The organism is Jutongia huaianensis, from assembly GCF_014384985.1.
Taxonomy (GTDB): Bacteria; Bacillota; Clostridia; order Lachnospirales; family Lachnospiraceae; genus Jutongia; species Jutongia huaianensis.
In genome coordinates this window covers 1-18,165 of sequence record NZ_JACRSX010000001.1, presented here as the reverse complement: position 1 = coordinate 18,165, position 18,165 = coordinate 1, and the positions used below count along the sequence as shown (strand labels likewise).

General features: G+C 40.5%; 17 protein-coding genes. All 17 read left to right on the top strand.

Translation table 11 applies throughout. The annotated features are described in order from the left end of the window. Nucleotides 1–241: 241 nt before the first annotated feature. Nucleotides 242–1,942 (top strand): AAA family ATPase, encoded by a 1,701-nt coding sequence (locus tag H8704_RS00085; protein WP_249296818.1) that lies wholly within the window; start codon nucleotides 242–244, stop codon nucleotides 1,940–1,942. 243 nt (nucleotides 1,943–2,185) lie between these two features. Next, complete coding sequence (locus H8704_RS00080) at nucleotides 2,186–3,121, top strand: DUF932 domain-containing protein (RefSeq protein WP_249296816.1); 936 nt, start codon at nucleotides 2,186–2,188, stop codon at nucleotides 3,119–3,121. Nucleotides 3,122–3,269: 148 nt separating this feature from the next. Continuing rightward, nucleotides 3,270–4,208: a DUF5688 family protein gene (locus tag H8704_RS00075; protein WP_249296814.1), complete on the top strand. Its 939-nt coding sequence runs from the start codon at nucleotides 3,270–3,272 to the stop codon at nucleotides 4,206–4,208. Nucleotides 4,209–4,266: 58 nt separating this feature from the next. Further along, nucleotides 4,267–5,217, top strand: a complete 951-nt coding sequence (locus H8704_RS00070; RefSeq protein ID WP_249296812.1) for a YqaJ viral recombinase family nuclease — start codon at nucleotides 4,267–4,269, stop codon at nucleotides 5,215–5,217. Between the two features lie 164 nt (nucleotides 5,218–5,381). Beyond that, nucleotides 5,382–6,185: a recombinase RecT gene (locus H8704_RS00065; protein ID WP_249296809.1), complete on the top strand. Its 804-nt coding sequence runs from the start codon at nucleotides 5,382–5,384 to the stop codon at nucleotides 6,183–6,185. Further along, nucleotides 6,178–6,453 (top strand): DUF3848 domain-containing protein, encoded by a 276-nt coding sequence (locus H8704_RS00060; protein ID WP_249296807.1) that lies wholly within the window; start codon nucleotides 6,178–6,180, stop codon nucleotides 6,451–6,453. The genes H8704_RS00065 and H8704_RS00060 overlap by 8 nt, the downstream gene beginning before the upstream one ends. A gap of 148 nt (nucleotides 6,454–6,601) precedes the next feature. After that, on the top strand, nucleotides 6,602–6,874 hold the full coding sequence (locus H8704_RS00055) for a Mor transcription activator family protein (RefSeq protein WP_249296805.1): 273 nt from the start codon (nucleotides 6,602–6,604) through the stop codon (nucleotides 6,872–6,874). Nucleotides 6,875–6,900: 26 nt separating this feature from the next. Continuing rightward, nucleotides 6,901–7,101, top strand: a complete 201-nt coding sequence (locus tag H8704_RS00050) for a hypothetical protein (protein ID WP_249296803.1) — start codon at nucleotides 6,901–6,903, stop codon at nucleotides 7,099–7,101. A 38-nt stretch (nucleotides 7,102–7,139) separates the two neighbouring features. Continuing rightward, entirely contained in the window at nucleotides 7,140–7,343 is a 204-nt protein-coding gene (locus H8704_RS00045; protein WP_249296801.1) for a hypothetical protein, read from the top strand. A 14-nt stretch (nucleotides 7,344–7,357) separates the two neighbouring features. Continuing rightward, complete coding sequence (locus H8704_RS00040) at nucleotides 7,358–7,546, top strand: hypothetical protein (protein ID WP_249296799.1); 189 nt, start codon at nucleotides 7,358–7,360, stop codon at nucleotides 7,544–7,546. A gap of 328 nt (nucleotides 7,547–7,874) precedes the next feature. Then, complete coding sequence (locus tag H8704_RS00035) at nucleotides 7,875–8,516, top strand: recombinase family protein (protein WP_249296797.1); 642 nt, start codon at nucleotides 7,875–7,877, stop codon at nucleotides 8,514–8,516. A 229-nt stretch (nucleotides 8,517–8,745) separates the two neighbouring features. Next, on the top strand, nucleotides 8,746–11,442 hold the full coding sequence (locus tag H8704_RS00030; protein ID WP_249296795.1) for an ATP-dependent helicase: 2,697 nt from the start codon (nucleotides 8,746–8,748) through the stop codon (nucleotides 11,440–11,442). 206 nt (nucleotides 11,443–11,648) lie between these two features. Beyond that, complete coding sequence (locus tag H8704_RS00025; RefSeq protein ID WP_249296792.1) at nucleotides 11,649–12,791, top strand: HAD family hydrolase; 1,143 nt, start codon at nucleotides 11,649–11,651, stop codon at nucleotides 12,789–12,791. A gap of 23 nt (nucleotides 12,792–12,814) precedes the next feature. After that, nucleotides 12,815–14,599 (top strand): site-specific DNA-methyltransferase, encoded by a 1,785-nt coding sequence (locus H8704_RS00020; protein WP_249296790.1) that lies wholly within the window; start codon nucleotides 12,815–12,817, stop codon nucleotides 14,597–14,599. Then, nucleotides 14,593–16,800: a DEAD/DEAH box helicase gene (locus H8704_RS00015; protein ID WP_249296788.1), complete on the top strand. Its 2,208-nt coding sequence runs from the start codon at nucleotides 14,593–14,595 to the stop codon at nucleotides 16,798–16,800. Before H8704_RS00020 ends, H8704_RS00015 begins: the two co-directional genes overlap by 7 nt. 97 nt (nucleotides 16,801–16,897) lie before the next feature. Beyond that, nucleotides 16,898–17,149: a hypothetical protein gene (locus H8704_RS00010; protein ID WP_249296787.1), complete on the top strand. Its 252-nt coding sequence runs from the start codon at nucleotides 16,898–16,900 to the stop codon at nucleotides 17,147–17,149. Nucleotides 17,150–17,281: 132 nt separating this feature from the next. Continuing rightward, a partial coding sequence (locus H8704_RS00005) for an AIPR family protein (RefSeq protein WP_249296785.1) occupies nucleotides 17,282–18,165 on the top strand: 884 nt, incomplete at its 3' end.

Here is an 18,165-nt window from a genome sequence, read left to right as displayed (position 1 = left end):
TGAATAATTATATAAAAAAAGTCGTATTCAGAATCCATGAAAGAAGCATTAGATTTTGAATGAAAAGTCTTAAAATGGTATTGCTTTTGCAAAATGATCACAAAAACAAGAAAAGAATGGTGAGCTGAAAGATGTTTGTAATTTTTTGATTTGACTTGTATCCTATATGGAATACCGCTATAATAGACGCAAGAGAAAACGTGCGTAAATTTAGGATAATGTATAGAGAGCAGGTGAGTGTATGAAAAAAACAATCAGTATAGGAATACAGGGATTTTCAGACCTGAGAGAAAGAAACTGCTATTTTGTCGATAAAACCCATTTTATTAAAGAATGGTGGGAATCCCAGGACATGGTAACATTGATCACCCGTCCCCGCCGCTTTGGTAAGACCTTAAATATGAGCATGCTGGAGTGTTTCTTCTCGAATAAATATGCCAACCGGGCAGATCTGTTTGCCGGACTGTCTATCTGGAAGGAAGAGAAGTATCGACAGCTGCAGGGAACATATCCGGTGCTCTTTCTGAGCTTTGCTTCGGTGAAAGCAGGGAATCTGGAAGAGGCCAAGGCACAGGTTAAAGGGGAAATAGCAAGAGTTTACAGAGAAAACAAATACCTGATTGATACGGATATTTTTGATAATAGGGAACGGGAGCGCTATGATAATGTTGTAGTCAGTATGGATGATGTAACGGCACAGGATTCGCTGAGAAATCTGGCAGAGTGGATGGAAAAATACTATGGTAAAAAGGTAATTATATTTTTGGATGAATATGATACTCCGATGCAGGAAGCTTACATTCAGGGATACTGGGATGAATTTACGAGTTTTGTGAGAAGTCTGTTTAATGCAACATTCAAGACGAATCCTTATCTGGAGCGTGCCATTATGACAGGCATTACCAGAGTGTCTAAGGAGTCTATTTTTTCAGATCTGAATAACCTGCGTGTTGTAACAACGACCTCGGATCTGTATGCAGACTGTTTCGGTTTTACAGAGGAGGAAGTCTTTGCGGCATTGGATGAATATGAGATGTCTGACAAAAAGGATGAGGTAAAGCAGTGGTATGATGGTTTTACTTTCGGAGAGTATCGGGATATTTATAATCCGTGGTCTATTACCAATTATCTGAAAGAGAAAAAGCTGCGTGCTTACTGGGCTGCGACCAGTTCTAACGGACTTGTGAGCCGGCTGATCCGGACGGCATCTGTGGATGTGAAGGAGAAGATGGAGGATCTGCTGAAAGGACAGGAGATCGTGGTGAATTTTGACGAGCAGATTGTTTATAATCAGCTTGATCAGGATGAAAATGCAATCTGGAGTCTTCTGCTTGCAAGTGGATATTTAAAAGCCGATCAGGTGGAGTATCGTGGAATGTTAAATAAACCGTGGTACCATCTCACGATTACCAATCTGGAAACAGAAAGCATGTTTGAAAATATGTTTGCAGGGTGGTTTAAGAATCAGGATGCCAATTATAATGATTTTGTAAAAGCTATGTTAAAGGGCAGTCTAAAGGAAATGAATATTTATATGAATGATGTGGCACTTACGACATTTAGCAGCTTTGATACCGGGAGAAGACCTTCCAGGAAAACTCAGCCGGAGCGGTTTTATCATGGATTTGTTTTAGGACTGCTTGCGGATCTGCGGGAAAGATATCAGATTCGTTCGAACCGCGAAAGCGGATACGGACGATACGATGTCATGCTTATGCCGTTAAATCAGCAGGATAAAGCAATCGTGATTGAATTTAAGGTGCATGAACCGGACGAAGAGTCATCCCTGCAGGACACCGTACAGTCTGCATTAGATCAGATCAAGGAGAAAAACTATGATGCCGAGTTGCTGGCACAGGGCATTTCTGCAGACCGGATCTGTCATTACGGCTTTGCGTTTGAAGGGAAAAAGGTGTTGATCGGGGAGGTAAATAATATTTGAATAGGAATACAGCTACCATGATCAGAATGGTTGCTGTTCGCAGAACGGCATATATATTAGTGATTCTACAGATTTTCTGCATATAAATTGATTGAAAAGTTGAAAGTTATAGTCATATATTATAAATGTGATAGGGGGCGCCCAGCAACGGTTTGTGTCCGTAACACACAAAATTTCAAGGATAGATCATCGTGGTCTGTCCTTATTTTTATGCTCACAAGAGCGGAAAGGAGAGTGGCAGTTATGTCAGCAGAAGTAGAAACCATGATGTTTACAGGGAGGGAAAGACCGTGGCATGGTCTTGGGACACAGGTAGAGGAGGCACCGGATTCCAAAGAGGCGTTGATCGCTGCGGGACTGGACTGGGACGTGGTACAGAGACCGGTCTTTACGCAGGACGGTGTCAAGGTGCCGGGATATTTTGCCAACGTCCGCCAGCAGGATGGAAGTATCCTCGGTGTGGTCACAAGCCGGTACAAGGTAGTGCAGAACCGGGATGCCTTTGCCTTTACGGATGAACTGCTGGGAGAAGGAGTACGGTATGAAACAGCAGGCAGTCTGATGGGCGGGAGAAAGACGTGGATCCTTGCCAAGCTGCCGACCCGGTACATCATTCAGGGGGAACAGATTTTGCCGTATCTAGTATTCAGTAATACTCACGATGGTTCCGGAGCGATCAAGATTGCAATGACACCGATTCGGGTGGTCTGCAATAATACATTGAATCTGGCACTGAATACGGCAGACCGGTGCTGGAGTATCCACCATACCGGTGACATTGCAGCAAAGCTGGAGGATGCCAGAGAGACCCTGTTTATGGCGGAGGATTACATGAACGAGCTGGGGAAAGGTTTTGAAGATCTGTCCCGGAAACGTCTGACGGATGCCGCGGTAGAGGAATATATTCAGGAGCTGCTCCCGATCGCGGATGATGCCTCGGAGACGACGGAGAAAAATATCCTGCGGCTTCGAAAGGATATGGCGGCAAGATATTATGACGCTCCGGATCTGCAGGGGGTAAGGAAGAACGGCTACCGTTTTATCAATGCGGTGTCGGACTTTGCAACACATGCAGCACCGATCCGCCGGACGAAGAATTATCAGGAGACACTCTTTAACAAGACAATGGAGGGAAATCCCCTGACAGACAAGGCGTATCGTCTGGTGATGGCGGCGTAGCAGTTGAGAGTTCCAAGATGTCTGTATCAGAAACGTATCACAAACAGAAGGTACAGAATGTATTGCAAACACAGAAGGCATCCGGCTTTTGTACCGGGTGCCTTGATTATTTTAACAGGAAAAATTGATCACAGAAAAGGAGATTAACATGGCAAGAACAATAACCTATGAGGAGTTTAAGGAAGAGATGTGGAAGAAATTGAGAGGACTTTTTAGAGAGGATCATGAGATCCGTATACAGAAAGTCCGGAAGGTGAATCTGGGCGAGATTGAGGCGTTCAATATCTATAAAAAGAACGGAAAAGATCAGCATTCGCCGAATTTTTACTGCCAGGAACTGTATGAGCGGTACCAGAGAGGATTAGCACTTTCCGTTCTGGTACAGGACATCAAGGAAAAATATCAAATGATGCAGGAAAAGGTGAGCATTGGTCTCATCGGGGATGTCACCCGGTTCGAGGAAGTAAAAAACAAGATCATCTTTACCGTGATAAGCGGGGAGAAGAACAAGGAGCTTCTGGAAGAGATACCGCACCGGGCGTTTCTTGACCTTGCTGTGATCTACCGTATCGTGGTGAAGGAGGAGTGGAACGCCTGCTCCAGTATGAGAGTGACGGAAGGTCTTCTGGAGCAGTGGGGCATTACCGAGGAGGAATTGTTTGAAACGGCGATGGAGAACATGAAGTACCTCATGCCGGTGCAGATGCTTTCCTATACGGAGATGATACGTTCTCTGACAGGGAAAGGAGAGATCCTGCCGGAGGAGATCATAGAAGAATGTGACGGTGCACCGGAAGAGCCAATGTATGTGGTGACAAACTACAGGCGGATCAACGGGTTTGGCAGCATTCTCTATCCGGAGGTGTTAGAGGAGCTTTGCCAGAAACTGCAGTGCGACCACTTGTATATCCTGCCAAGCTCCATCCACGAAGCAATCGTGATGGCACAGAGAGGGGAGAATCATGCAAAGGAACTGAAGGAAATGGTAAAGGCGGTCAACAGGGAGTGTGTATCTGCGGAAGAATATCTTTCGGATTCGGTATATCAGTACCACAGAGCTACCGGAAAGATCAGCATTGCCGCATGACAGGGATAAAGGGAAGAACAGCATTGCTGCGTGACAGCGGAAAGGAAAGGTGACAGGGATGTGTAAGATCTTAGCAAAGACAAAGAATATGACGAGGGGGGAATGGCTCAAACTCCGTAAACAGGGGATCGGCGGATCCGATGCAGGAGCCGTGTGCGGGTTAAATCCTTACGTCAGCCCAATGGATGTCTATATGGACAAGACAACAGAGGAGATCCCGGAGCAGGACAAAGATAACGAATCCATGCGGTTAGGGCGGGATCTGGAACAGTATGTCGCAGAGCGGTTCTGTGAGGAGACAGGATTTAAGGTACGCCGCAGCAACCAGATGTACATTTATCCGGAGTATCCGTTTATGCTGGCGGATGTGGATCGGCTGATCGTAGGGAAAGAAAACGGTCTGATCGGACTGGAGTGCAAGACGGCATCACCGTATTCTGCAGACAAGTGGAAGGACGGGAAGGTGCCGGCACACTATCTGGCGCAGTGCTATCATTACATGGCAGTCCTGAATGCGGACGCCTGGTACATTGCCGTGGTCATTTACGGCAGAGAGTTTAAGTTTGTCCGGATCGAGAGGGACGAGGAAGTGATACGGAACCTGATCCGGTTGGAAAAGAACTTCTGGGAGGAGCATGTAAAAGCAGAGATCATGCCGGAGCCGGATGGTTCTGCCACAGCCAACGAATTTATCAACAGCTATTTCAAAGACAGCCGGGAAGATATGTCGGTGCCGCTGCTTGGGTTTGATGAAAAGCTGCAGCGCAGACAGGAGATCGACCGGCTCATGGACAAGCTGAAAACGGAAAAGCTGCAGATCGAACAGGAGGTCAAACTGTATATGAAGGAGGCAGAGGTGGCAGAGAATGACCATTTCCTTGTCAGTTGGAAGAAAAGTATCAGCAACCGGCTGGACACAAAACGGCTGAAACAGGAAATGCCGGAGGTATACCGGAAGTTCTGCAGTCAGACAGCGAGCAGACGATTTCTGGTAAGGACTGCGGCATAAGGCAGAAAGGAAAAGAGGATAGTGTGAAAAATACTGCCGATACATTATTTTTCACACGGCTATTTGTGCCGCAGGCGTCACAAAGTAGCCCTGATCGCAGATTCAAATTTGATATTTGAATCGCGATTCCTTCGACGACAAGCGTCTGCGGAATGGAGATTAATATGAATTTTAAAGAAGAACTGGCAGCGAAAGCAGAAAACACTGGGGCTGCAAAGAAGAATGACGGGATCAAACTGACAACAAACATGTCCATCGTGGACATGATCAAGACACTGGAACCGGAGATCCGGAAAGCGCTGCCTTCGGTGCTGACACCGGAGCGGTTTATCCGGATGGCGCTGACGGCGGTCAACAATACTCCTGCACTGGCACAGTGTACACCCATGTCCTTTATTGCGGCACTGATGAATGCCGCACAGCTTGGGCTGGAGCCGAATACGCCGCTGGGACAGGCATATCTGATCCCGTATAAAAATAAGAAAAAGGATGTCATCGAGTGCCAGTTTCAGATCGGCTATAAAGGCATGATCGATCTGGTATACCGCAATGACAACGTGCAGACCATACAGGCACATATCGTCCGGGCAAATGACCTCTTCGAGTATGAACTGGGGCTGGAAAGCAGATTGCGCCACATCCCGGCAATGGAAGGTCGGGGCGAGATGATGTATGTCTATGCGTTATTTAAGCTCACCAACGGCGGCTACGGCTTTGAGGTGCTGAACAAAGAGTCCGTTGTCGCTCATGCGGAACGGTATTCCCCGTCCTTCGAGGGATTTTCTCCGTGGAAGACCGATTTCGAATCTATGGCAAAGAAAACAGCGATCAAAAAGGTGTTAAAGTTCGCTCCCCTGAAAACGGAATGCTTACGGGCAATCGCCAGTGACGAGACCATCAAGTCCGTGCTGGCAGAGGATATGACCGAGATTGAGGGAGAATATATCGAGGAGGATGAGCATGCGTAGAAGAGAATGCGGCGTTTTGGAAAAGAAACTTCTCCGGAAGGTACAGAGGGAGCATTCACTGTTCAAGTACCAGATGCTCTCCGGCACCAACCGGGAGATATACGAAAACTGCAACAAGATCTCTTTCTATGAGAATATGAATGAATATTTCCTTTACAAGGAGGAGATCAGCAAAGAGATCATAGAAACCGGGCTGCAGGCGGAAAATCTGCTGGATGAACTGTACCAGCTTTATCTGAAATATGAGTGGCTGCAGATCACGTCCTAGGAGAAGATCGAGGAGATCCTGCGAGTGTATGCCGGGGAGAGGAAAACGATAATTTAGCAGTGTAGATTATAAGATAAAAAAGGCGTTCAAATTACAATGGAACGGTTGTAAAATATAGTCACATTAATAAAGAAAGGGGAGGTGCAGGATGCAGGGAGCACTTTTAAAGGATGTATCTGCTCAGGAGTTAGCAGGCATTTACACGGAAGTGGCAGAGGAAATAGGAATAGATAACGCTTATACGTTGTTTAAGCATTTTCGCGGACAGCAGCTTACATTTCCTCTGAAATTTTATTCCAGTGACTATATCGCACGAAGAATCTGTACGGAACACGGGGAGGGGGAGAGTACAAGGAAGTTGGCAACGAAATATGGATATTCGGAGAGCCGGGTGCGGCAGATATTGGCGCAAGAGAAATGATTATTTGTAGGGAGGAGATGTTAATTATGAGTACTTTTGATGATGCAATAGATTATGTAAACAGAAAAACGCAAGATTCTTTGGATAGAATTGAAAAAAATTATGTTCAAAAATTAAAAAAAGCTTCTGATGCTGTTGTAATGCGAAAATTACGGCAAGCGGAAGAAGAAGGACATTATTTATATGATGTCACATATCAGGAAGCAAAAAAACGAGGTTTGGTATAAAACATTACTATTTGGTAAGAAAGGACGAGGAATAAATTATGGGATTTTGGGAATCAGCAGCTAGAGCAGGTAGTTATATTGCGAATGACATGGCAAAGACAGCTCACAGAAGTTCAAAGAATACAGAGAAATTTACTGCAGAACAGAGAGAGGCTTATAGTAGAATGGAAGCTGGATTGAGGACTGCAAGTGAGAAAGCTGATGCATATGCAAACAGGAAAAGGGATGATTATAACTGGTAAAGGGGAGTGCGTTTATGGCATTTAATAAAGACACACAAATAAAAAGGTTTGAATCAACAGCAGATACTTATGAGAGAAAAGGTAATCGGGAATGGGCATATGCTAAGAATGGAAAAGGTGATGAGCATTATGCCAAAGCACGGGATGCGTATGACAGAGCAGAGAGAAACCGAGATAAGGCGGATCGCTTAAGAAATGGATAATCAGTTTTAGCTGGTTGAGAACAGGAAGTGATAAATTACGCTGAATGTAAATGTAACTCAGACAAAAAAGTGTGCGTTATGTACACATTGGTATGATCCGACCAATGCACATATTAAGCCAGAAGCAGTGCGAATTGATATATGGTCAATTGATGGAGATGCGTCTTGCTATTGTGATATAAAAAAGCATGATATGAAAGGGCGAATGTTTTGCTCGGATTTTGAATTGAAAAAATTATAAGCTGAAAAAGATCGTTATAACAGAAAAGTTATAGCGGTCTTTTTTTGGTGGAAAGAGAAAATTCGCTGAAAAGGAAAGGTGATTACAATGACACAAGGGGAGAAAAAACAGGGACGCAGTTTTGGGTATGCAAGAGTAAGCTCCACCGGACAGAACCTTGACCGGCAGCTTGCGGAGCTTAGAAAGTATGTTCCGGAGGAGAATATCGTTACCGATAAGATGTCCGGTAAGGATCTGGAACGACCGGGATATCAGGCACTGAAAGGGTCACTGGGACTGCGTAGAGGGGACACATTATACATAAAAAGCCTTGACCGGTTATCGAGATCCAAAGCAGATATCAAGGCAGAACTGGAATGGTTCCAAAAGCAGGGGATCCGGCTGATGGTATTAGATCTACCTACAACGATGATCGAAGTCCCGGAGGGACAGGAGTGGATCATTGATATGGTGACCAATATACTGGTGGAAGTATTAGCGTCTATTGCAGAGCAGGAGAGACAAACCATACGGAGACGGCAGCGGGAAGGAATCGATGCTGCAAAGAAGAGGGGAAAGAAATTTGGACGTCCCAGAAAGGAAGTGAAGGACTGGGATAATGTGTATTATCAGTGGAGCCAAAAGAAGATTACAGCGCAGAAAGCTGCATCAATTTTGAAAATTTCCCGCACACAGTTTTATAAACTGGTGCAGGAAGAGCAAGAGGAGGGGAGTGATTCGAAGAGATGATGGAGAATAGCGAGGATATGTGTCAGGGGAAAATGATATGTGAAGAAAATTGATACGGGTATGCCAGTGGGGGCATACCTGCTATATGGTAAGCATGTGGCAGTTTATTTTTTGAAGAGATTTGGTGCAGCCTCATTTTATTTTAAATGATGCCAATAGGTATTTTATATGATACAATGGAAGAATAAGCAACTGGGGTATTATCAAGAACAGATGGGAGGGAGTACCTATGGGATTGTTAGATCAATTATCAGATCAACAGCGTGAAGCTGTTCAGACAATAGATGATGATCTGGAGATTATTGCGTGTGCTGGTGCAGGAAAAACGGGTGTCGTCACTAGAAGAATCATCAATATATTGAAATCCAAGTCCGAGATACTTCCAGAAAATATTGTTGCATTTACCTTCACTCGAAAAGCGGCAGAGGAGTTGAAAGGAAGAATATACGACTTGGGCAAGCGTGAATTAGGTGATACGATAGGATTCGCACATATGTATATCGGTACAATTCACGGGTTTTGTATCAAGATGTTACAGGAATATATACCAGAATTTCAGAAGTACGATGTATTGGATGAAATACATACCAAATTGTTTGTGGAGCGTTATTATGATGAATGCGGAATGAAAGATTTGGATTTGTGTAAATACAAAGAGACAAATTTATTTGTCAGTGTAATGAGTATTCTGAATGAAAACTGGTTTGAACAGGATAAGTGGGATGAACGCACTCGTACAGCCTACAAAAAATATAAGGAAAAACTATATGCAGAAAAGAAGTTCGATTATTCTCTGATTCTTCAGGAAATGATCTGCCAGTTAGAGAATAATATTGAATTTGCACAAATTATTGCAGACAAAGTAAAATATCTGACAGTGGACGAATATCAGGATATCAATCCAATACAGGAGCGTTTGATTCGTCGACTGAAAGAACTAGGGGCAAACCTGTGTGTAGTAGGTGATGATGATCAGACAATATATCAGTTCCGTGGAAGTGATGCTCAAAATATCCTTACATATAAGGAGAGATATGGTGTTCAGAAATATATCGTATTGGACAAAAATTACCGCAGTACAGATGGCATTGTAGATGTTGCGAAAAGAGTGATCGTTCACAATGATCATAGATTGTCAAAGACGATGAAATCGGGATGTCAAACACCTTACGATATCGGAGACGTTGCCTTTGAAGAGCGAGAGGATACGGATTTAGAGTATGAGTTTATTGCACATCGGATGGAAAAACTGCATGAAATAGGAATTCCTTATTCTGAAATGGCAGTGTTAGTTCGAAAGAAAAAGATTAGCGGTCAGATAGCAGCCAAATTGGAAGAACATCACATCCCTTATATCGTGGAGGGAATGAATGAACTGTTTGACACGAAAGAGTGTCAGGCGGCAAAGGGGATTTATGATTATCTTAATGGAGACATAACGGCAACAGAGCTGTATCATAAATGGATGGAAATTGATTATCCATTTGACAAAAAGGAGCTGGCAGATTGCTTACAGATTTTGATGGTGATTGACGTGAAGGAAAAAAAGCTGTATTCCGATTTCAATCTTCAGCAAATCTATCATGACTTTCTAGGGAAACTGTCTCTTGTTGAAGATGGACGGATTGAGACGGAAGTAATCTTATATAACTTAGGGAAGTTCAGTCAGGTGATTGCGGATTATGAGGTGATCAATTATACCTTGAAACCACAATCGAAACTAAATAATTTTTGCTCTTTTTTAAAGTATACAGCAACCGGTTATTATCCGGAAGGATACCAGAGCAATACATATACAAAACCGGATGCAGTAGGAATTATGACGGTTCACCAATCAAAAGGCTTGGAATTTGCGGCTGTATTTATTCCGGGGTTGAATAAGAACTTTTTTCCGGCACAGAAAGTGGGTGGAAAAGGCATTTGGCATGTTATTGATCGGGAATGGATTTCAGATTCGGAGCGATTTGATGGAGGAATAGAGGAAGAACGAAAGCTTTTTTATGTTGCAGTGACAAGAGCTAAGAAATACCTTTATTTAACGAGGACAACCAAGTCGCGGAACAAACATATTTCGGAATTTATGCTGGAGGCAAAAGAATCATCATATTTAGTAAAATATGATGGGAATATTCAATATAAATCAGATCATCTTCCAGTATTAAAGAAAGAGAGCATGCCGCTTACGCTGAATTTTTCTTTACTGGAAGATTATTTTGAATGTCCATACCGGTTTAAGCTGTCAATGTTTTATGGATTCGTACAGCCTTTGATTCCGGCATTGGGGTATGGTAATGTAATGCATGCGATAGTGAGACGTATTCATCTTGCTGCGATGGAAGGAAAAGCAATCACAGAGGAATATGTGGATTCAGTTATTGAACAATCCTTTTATCTGCCATATGCAACACCAAAACTGCAGCAAAATATGTATGGAAGTGTGAAACGTGGCATACATGAATATGTCCATAAGAATCAATCGGATTTTGAGAATATTCGCATGGCTGAGACAGAGATAGAAATTGATATGGGGGATGGGATTCGTGTCAATGGTCGTATTGATCTGGTAAAACAGGTGGTTCAGGATGGATTGGAAAAGACGGAAATTATTGATTTTAAGACGGCCAATAAACAGGTTAAGGAAGAAATCAATACACAGCAGTTAAAAATTTATGCACTGGGTTATCGAGAATTAACCGGTAAGACAGCAGATTACATGGAAATATATCATTTGGATTCTCAAAACAGTGCAAGTGATATCATAACGCCAGATGTAATCACTGCTGTGACAGAAGACATAAAGCATGCAGCGGATCATATAAGAAACAATCATTTACCTAGAAAATGTTCAAAGGAAAAATGCGGCAGGTGTCATTTGAACTATTTGTGCTTAGGTAAAAAGGAACAAAAGGAGTATGTGAATGAGTAAATTACTTGCGGAAGAATACAAAAGATTTGAGGATATAAGAAAGGTGCGCAATGATGGTTCGCAGTGGACATAAGATTGGTGACGATTTTCCCGAGGCCAGGAAAATCGCGAAATCCAGGGCGACGAACAAGCCGATTAAAGATAGGGAAAAATAATGTTGGATGAATAAATGGAAACAAAGGAATTAGTTGGAAAAGGAGGAGCTTATGGAGAAAAATAAGGACAAGAAACCTATATTGGCGATATGCTATGATTTTGATAAAACATTATCACCCGATGATATGCAAGCCCAGGGTTATATTCAGTCTATTGATTATGAAGTGCCAGAATTTTGGAAGGAATCCAATCAATTAGCGGCAGACAATGATATGGATCAAAATCTGGCATATATGTATATGATGTCTCAAAAGTCACAGGGCAAGGTGCTGTTTACTAGAAAAACTTTGGAAGCGGATGGGGCTAAAGTGCAGTTGTTTCCAGGCGTTGATACTTGGTTTGATAGAATTAATGAATATGGTGAAAGGAAGGGGGTAATGGTCGAGCATTATATTATTTCTTCTGGATTAAAGGAAATGATAGAAGGAACGGCTGTTGCAAATAAATTTAAGAAGATATATGCAAGTTCGTTTTACTTTAATGAATATGGGGTTGCTGTTTGGCCGGCACAGGTGGTAAATTATACGAACAAAACACAGTTTTTATTTCGTATCGAAAAGGGTGTTCTTGATGTGAATGATCAAAAAGTGAATGCATATTTTGAACCGGATGAGTATCGTGTGCCGTTCCGGAACATGGTATATATTGGGGATAGCGACACGGATATTCCATGTATGAAACTGGTGAATTTACATGGCGGTCATTCTATCGGTGTATACAATCCAAAAACAAAGGATAAAACAAAAGTGTATAAAATGCTAGAGGAGAATCGAATTAAATATTTTGTTCCAGCAGATTATACAGCAGATTCACCGTTGGAAATTTTGCTAAAAGAAATTATTGATCGAACCAAAACGAATGAGGTGCTAGAAAACTTCCATTATGAATGCAAGAAAGAGCGGAAGGTAGCAACAAAGGATCAGAGTAAAGAGGATCAGGAAAAACAGGATTTGATCAATGCATTGGAAGATAGTGAAAGTTTTAAAAATACGCATGCAGTTATTGCTGCATTGAGTGAATTTACTGGTTGGAGTGAGAAACAGAAAAGGAAACTTTTAAATATTGCATTAGATAATACACAAGTTGAGTATATCTTGAAAGATGAGGATGTATACAACTTTTATAAGAAAATCTGTGATGGGGAGAATTGCGCTGAAGCGGAAGAAGTTCTCAAGATCATGGAGAAAAAATAGTACAGGAAAATAGGAGAAATACAATGGCAAACTTATCACAGATAAAAAGAGAAAAGATGCTCCGATTTTTGGAAACATTAAAGGAGCAGCATAGCGATGATGAATCTCTTATCGCACTTAATCAGATTGAGAAGGAATTGACTTCAAAAAAATATGGTCTTGTATGGGAAGAGCATGAGGAAGAAGTGGATGTAAAAATGCAGACACACATTCCGGTATTTACAGAGGATGAAGGCAGAGAAATTGTTGGAAATCCAGAGAGCGAAGATTATAACTTCCTTTTAGAGGGAGATAATTTGCACTCTTTGAAACTGTTGGAGAAAACACATAAGGGAAAGATAGATGTGATTTATATTGATCCGCCGTACAATACTAGAAATAAAGATTTTAAATATGATGATAATTATGTTGAAAAAGAAGATGCTTTTAGACATTCAAAATGGCTTTCGTTTATCTCAAAAAAATTAGTGATAGCAAGAAAAATACTAAAAACCTCGGGAGTCATCTTTATTTCTATAGATGATTATGAGTATGCAGAATTGCAACTGCTTTGTGATGAAATTTTTGGCAATATAAATTATATCACAACTTTTGTATGGAAGGTGACAGGACATACAGATAATCAAGATGATATAACCAAGAATCATGAATATATATTATGCTACGCAAAAAATAAATTTTTCACCAAAATAAACAGTATTGTTGATCCGAATATAGGAGAGGAATCAAAAGTTAATCGTAATTTTGCGGAAAATTCAATAACCAAAAATGGATATAAAAATCCACCATCTATTATTGAATTACCGATTGGATTTCCGTGTGAAGCTGAATGCTTACATAGAGATAAAATGGAAGCATTTGATTCGTTTTATAAAGAAGCTACAGAAAATAAATATATTTCCAGAGAAATGTCGAAGAAATATAAGGCAGTATATCCAATCCCAATTGACGATATGGATGTGGAAGACTATAAGTTGACACATCCATGTAGAGTATATTCAGGTTGGATGAATAATGGAAAACTGAAGAAATTTATATCAAATAAATTTCAACCGATTGAGGATAAAGGAACGCAGGTTAAATTTTATCTGTCAAAAAATGGAGTAATCTATTATCGAAGAGATAATCGTGCATCTCACTATGTTCAAACAGTTTTAGAGAACATGGGAACTACGGAAACAAATAAATATATGTTGGAAAATATGGGATTTTCCTTTGATTATCCAAAACCGATAGAGCTAATCAAGTATCTACTGAGCTTGTATGCGCCTAAGGATGCATTGATATTAGATTTCTTTGCTGGGTCGGGGACTACGGGACATGCAGTTATGGCTCACAATTTGGATACGGGGGATTGTTGGAAATACATACTATGTACCAATAATGAGAATAGTATCTGCGAAGAAATAACTTATCCGCGAATCAAGACGGTTATCACTGGCAAGCGCATTGATGGAACGGAATACTCAGAGGGGATTCCGGCAAACTTGAAATATTACAGGACGGATTTTGTGGCTAAGGATAGTGAAGACTTATACGATGATCTTCTTAACCATATTATCGAGATGATTCAGTTGAAATATGGTGTAAAGGTGGATAATAAAAAATATGTGATCATTATGGATGATGATGAAATGGATGCTTTTGAGGAGGATTTTGAGCAGTATTCTGATTTGAAAGCTGTATTCCTAAATCAGGATGTGTTGCTGTCCACATCACAAGAGCAATTACTGGCAGAGATAAATACATTTATCATTCCAGATTGCTATTTTGATTTTGAATTAAGGGAGGCTGGTGAGTTATGGTAAATGGAATTAAGGAATATGAATTCCAAAATGAATGTGTGGAATTTTTGATTGATAAGACAGCAGCTTACAATAGCAAACAGATTATTACCGTGAAAGCACCAACAGGTGCCGGAAAAACAGTTATTTTGATTAAATATATTGATGAATACCTGAAAAATACGGATGGAAAAACGGCATTTGTGTGGTTATGCCCAGGAAAAGGAAATTTGGAAGAACAGAGCAAAGATAGTATGGAGGCTTTGACACCACAGAGAGATACTAGAAATTTAATGTATTCTATGCTGTCTGGGTTTGCGGGAGAGAGTGTAACTTTTATTAACTGGGAACTTGTAACGAAAAAGGGAAATACAGCATTAAAAGACAGCGAAAGAGCAAATCTGTTTGAGAAAATTGCGGATGCGCATAAGGATGGAATAGAGTTTATTGTTATTATTGATGAGGAACACATGAACAATACAAAGAAGGCAGACGATGTTATTAGTGCATTTGCTGCAAAGCATATTATTCGTGTGTCGGCAACGGCCAACAAAGTAAGCCATCAGGAATATTATGAGATACCGGAAGATCAAGTCATCAATGCAGGTTTGATTACTCGTGCAATCTATGTCAATGAGGGCGTCGATGAAAGAAAAGAAATCATCAATGATTATGATTACTTGTTAGATCTTGCAGATGATAAACGCAAAGAAATCATCGAAGGCTATCAGTCTCTGAAATTGCCAATCCGTCCATTAGTATTGATACAGTTCCCGGTTGGTCAGCCGGAGACGATTGCAGCAGTCGAGGAAAAGCTTGCAAGCATGGGATATACCTATGAAAATGGAATGGTTAATATTTGGATGAGCGATAATAAGGTAATCGGGGATGATTTGACACAGCTTGATGGCTCACCAGCATTTTTACTTATGAAACAGGCAATTTCAACTGGTTGGGACTGCCCACGCGCTAAAATTCTTGTGAAATTGCGTGAAGGTGGCAGTGAAGATTTTCAGATACAAACGATTGGACGTATTAGGCGTATGCCAGAGCGAAAGCATTACGGTTTGGCAACGCTGGATTACTGCTATATATACACCTTGGATACACAATATAAGGCAGGATTGTTGTCCTCTATGGATAAGGCATATCAAGTGAGAAGATTATTTTTGAAGGATGAGGCGAAGGGTTTTTCTTTGGTGAAGGAATTGCGTAACTTAGACTTTGATGGTCTGGGAGAACGTGAGACCTTGGTTAAGGTACATGACTTCTTCAAAGAAAAATATCATTTGGGCACAGATAAGCAGGTGAATAGAGAAAATCTGGAGACCGGAGGATATAATTTTAGCCATGAAATAGACAGCAAAATACTACAGGGATTATTCCGAACAACAGATGAAATGTCGGAGGATGCCGCAAAAAAACGTATTAGTATCCGAACCACCGTTAATACCCATACACATGGTATCTATTTGCTGCACTCTGTGGATGAGATCAAGAAAGTAACAGGTATGCAGTCTCAAAAAGTCAAGAACATCCTGCGTCGCATGTTTAGCAAGGGAAAGAAAACCCGGTACAAGTTTATTGCACTCGATAATAATGACTTTTATGCATTTATTATCAACAATGTAAAGCAATTAAAGATGGATTTTAAGAGCGTTACAGCGCAGATGGGTGGAAAGCAGCTTTCTTTTAATCTGGAACCGAAAACAGCGGAGTTTACAATACCAGAGATGGAAGTGTATAAGTATAGTGAAGTAAAAAAACAGCAGTTGTTCCGATTAAATGCTTACAAGCAATATACCAATGAATTTTGTACGGATGAGACACGCAGTTTGCCAGAACGATTGTTTGAACGATATTGCGAAAATAACGATAAAGTCGAATGGTTTTATAAAAATGGAGATACCGGACAACAGTATTTTTCTGTTGTATATACGGATTCTCTCTTGAAACAATGGCTTTTTTATCCGGATTACATCGTACATATGAAGGACGGAAGTAACTGGATCATTGAGACAAAAGGCGGAGAGCAAAGCGGACACAGCAAGAACATTGATATTCAGGTAGGCAATAAATTCAATGCGTTTAAGAACTATGCAGAGAAATATCATCTTAATTGGGGCTTTGTTCGCGATAGCAGTGAAGATCTGTATATCAATAATACAGAGTATGTGGATGATATGAGTGACGATAGCTGGAGAAGTATTGAGGAGGCGTTTTGACGCATTAAAGTGTCGAATATCGTCGAGAAAAATATGTTGTTATATGTAAGAATGTGTAAGATAATGAATAATACAAATTAGAATGGGAGGGGAAAGTATGATGTATCAAAATCCTATTTGTAACATTATTGATCAAAATGCGGTTAGAATGCAGTTACAAACGCAAAATCAACGGGAGCAAGCAGAGCAATATCACAATTTACAACTCAAAAAGACAGGTGATTGTGCAAGAAAACTTGGGGAATTTCTGCGAAGCATGGATGAAGTTGACCCGCAGTACCAGCAATTAGCATTTGAACAATGCTGTATGGTAGCGGGAAAATATATTCATGACAAAGGTGGTATGTAGAGAATGGCGTGCAGAGATTATGTTTTAATTGAAATGTAGTAGATTAGATGTTATAAGGTGGGGTGGTGTAAGTTCGAAGACGAATGATGGATCACATATAATAAAGTATATGACAACATAAGGAGGAGAAAAATGGCTGTAACAAAATACGAATCTTACTATGCAAAAATATGTGAAAATATTAAGGGGATTAGAGAATACAATGAATACAACACGGATTCCTTAGCCTTTGCACATTGGTATTTGAAGAATTACCATAAATTACAGGAACAAGATATAGCGGAAGCATTAATTGATGGGGCTGGGGATTTGGGGATCGACTCTGTTATTATTGATGAAGAGAACCAGGTACTAACTGTAATGCAATATAAATTTCCTGCTAAAAAAGAAAATATAAAAAATGAAATTGACCAAGGGGAAGTTTTAAAAACGTGGAATGGATTTATGACGTTAATATCTAATGAGAGATGTTATGAGGGAAGTAATGTAAAATTTGCGGAATTTAAGTCTCGATTAGAAAATAGTATTATAACACATTTTAGAATTTGTTTTGTCAGTTATAATAGGGGGATAGTCGCAAATAGAAGTATTGTTGAAAGCAATGCAGAAGCTTTTAGACAAGATACAGGTAGCGAATTGGAAATTGTATATCATGACAGAGATGCTATTGTTAATATTTATGAAAAATTAAATAGAAAAAATAGCATTTCAGTATCTTTAAAATATAAGCAGATGCAGCCAGCATATAATGTTCAGACTCGAAAAATAGATTCATATGTTGGATTTGTAAATGGAAAAGAGCTTGTTCAAGGTATTTCAAATAATATTGCAACTATTTTTGACGAGAATATTCGTTTATATGAATATGGATCTTCGGTGAATAATGGTATTAATAGAACAGCGACATCAACGGATCAAGCAGATATGTTTTATTTTTACAATAACGGAATTGTTTTTATTTGTGATCAAGCACAGAATAGCCCTGCTTCAAATGAAATATTTTTAACTGGAGCATC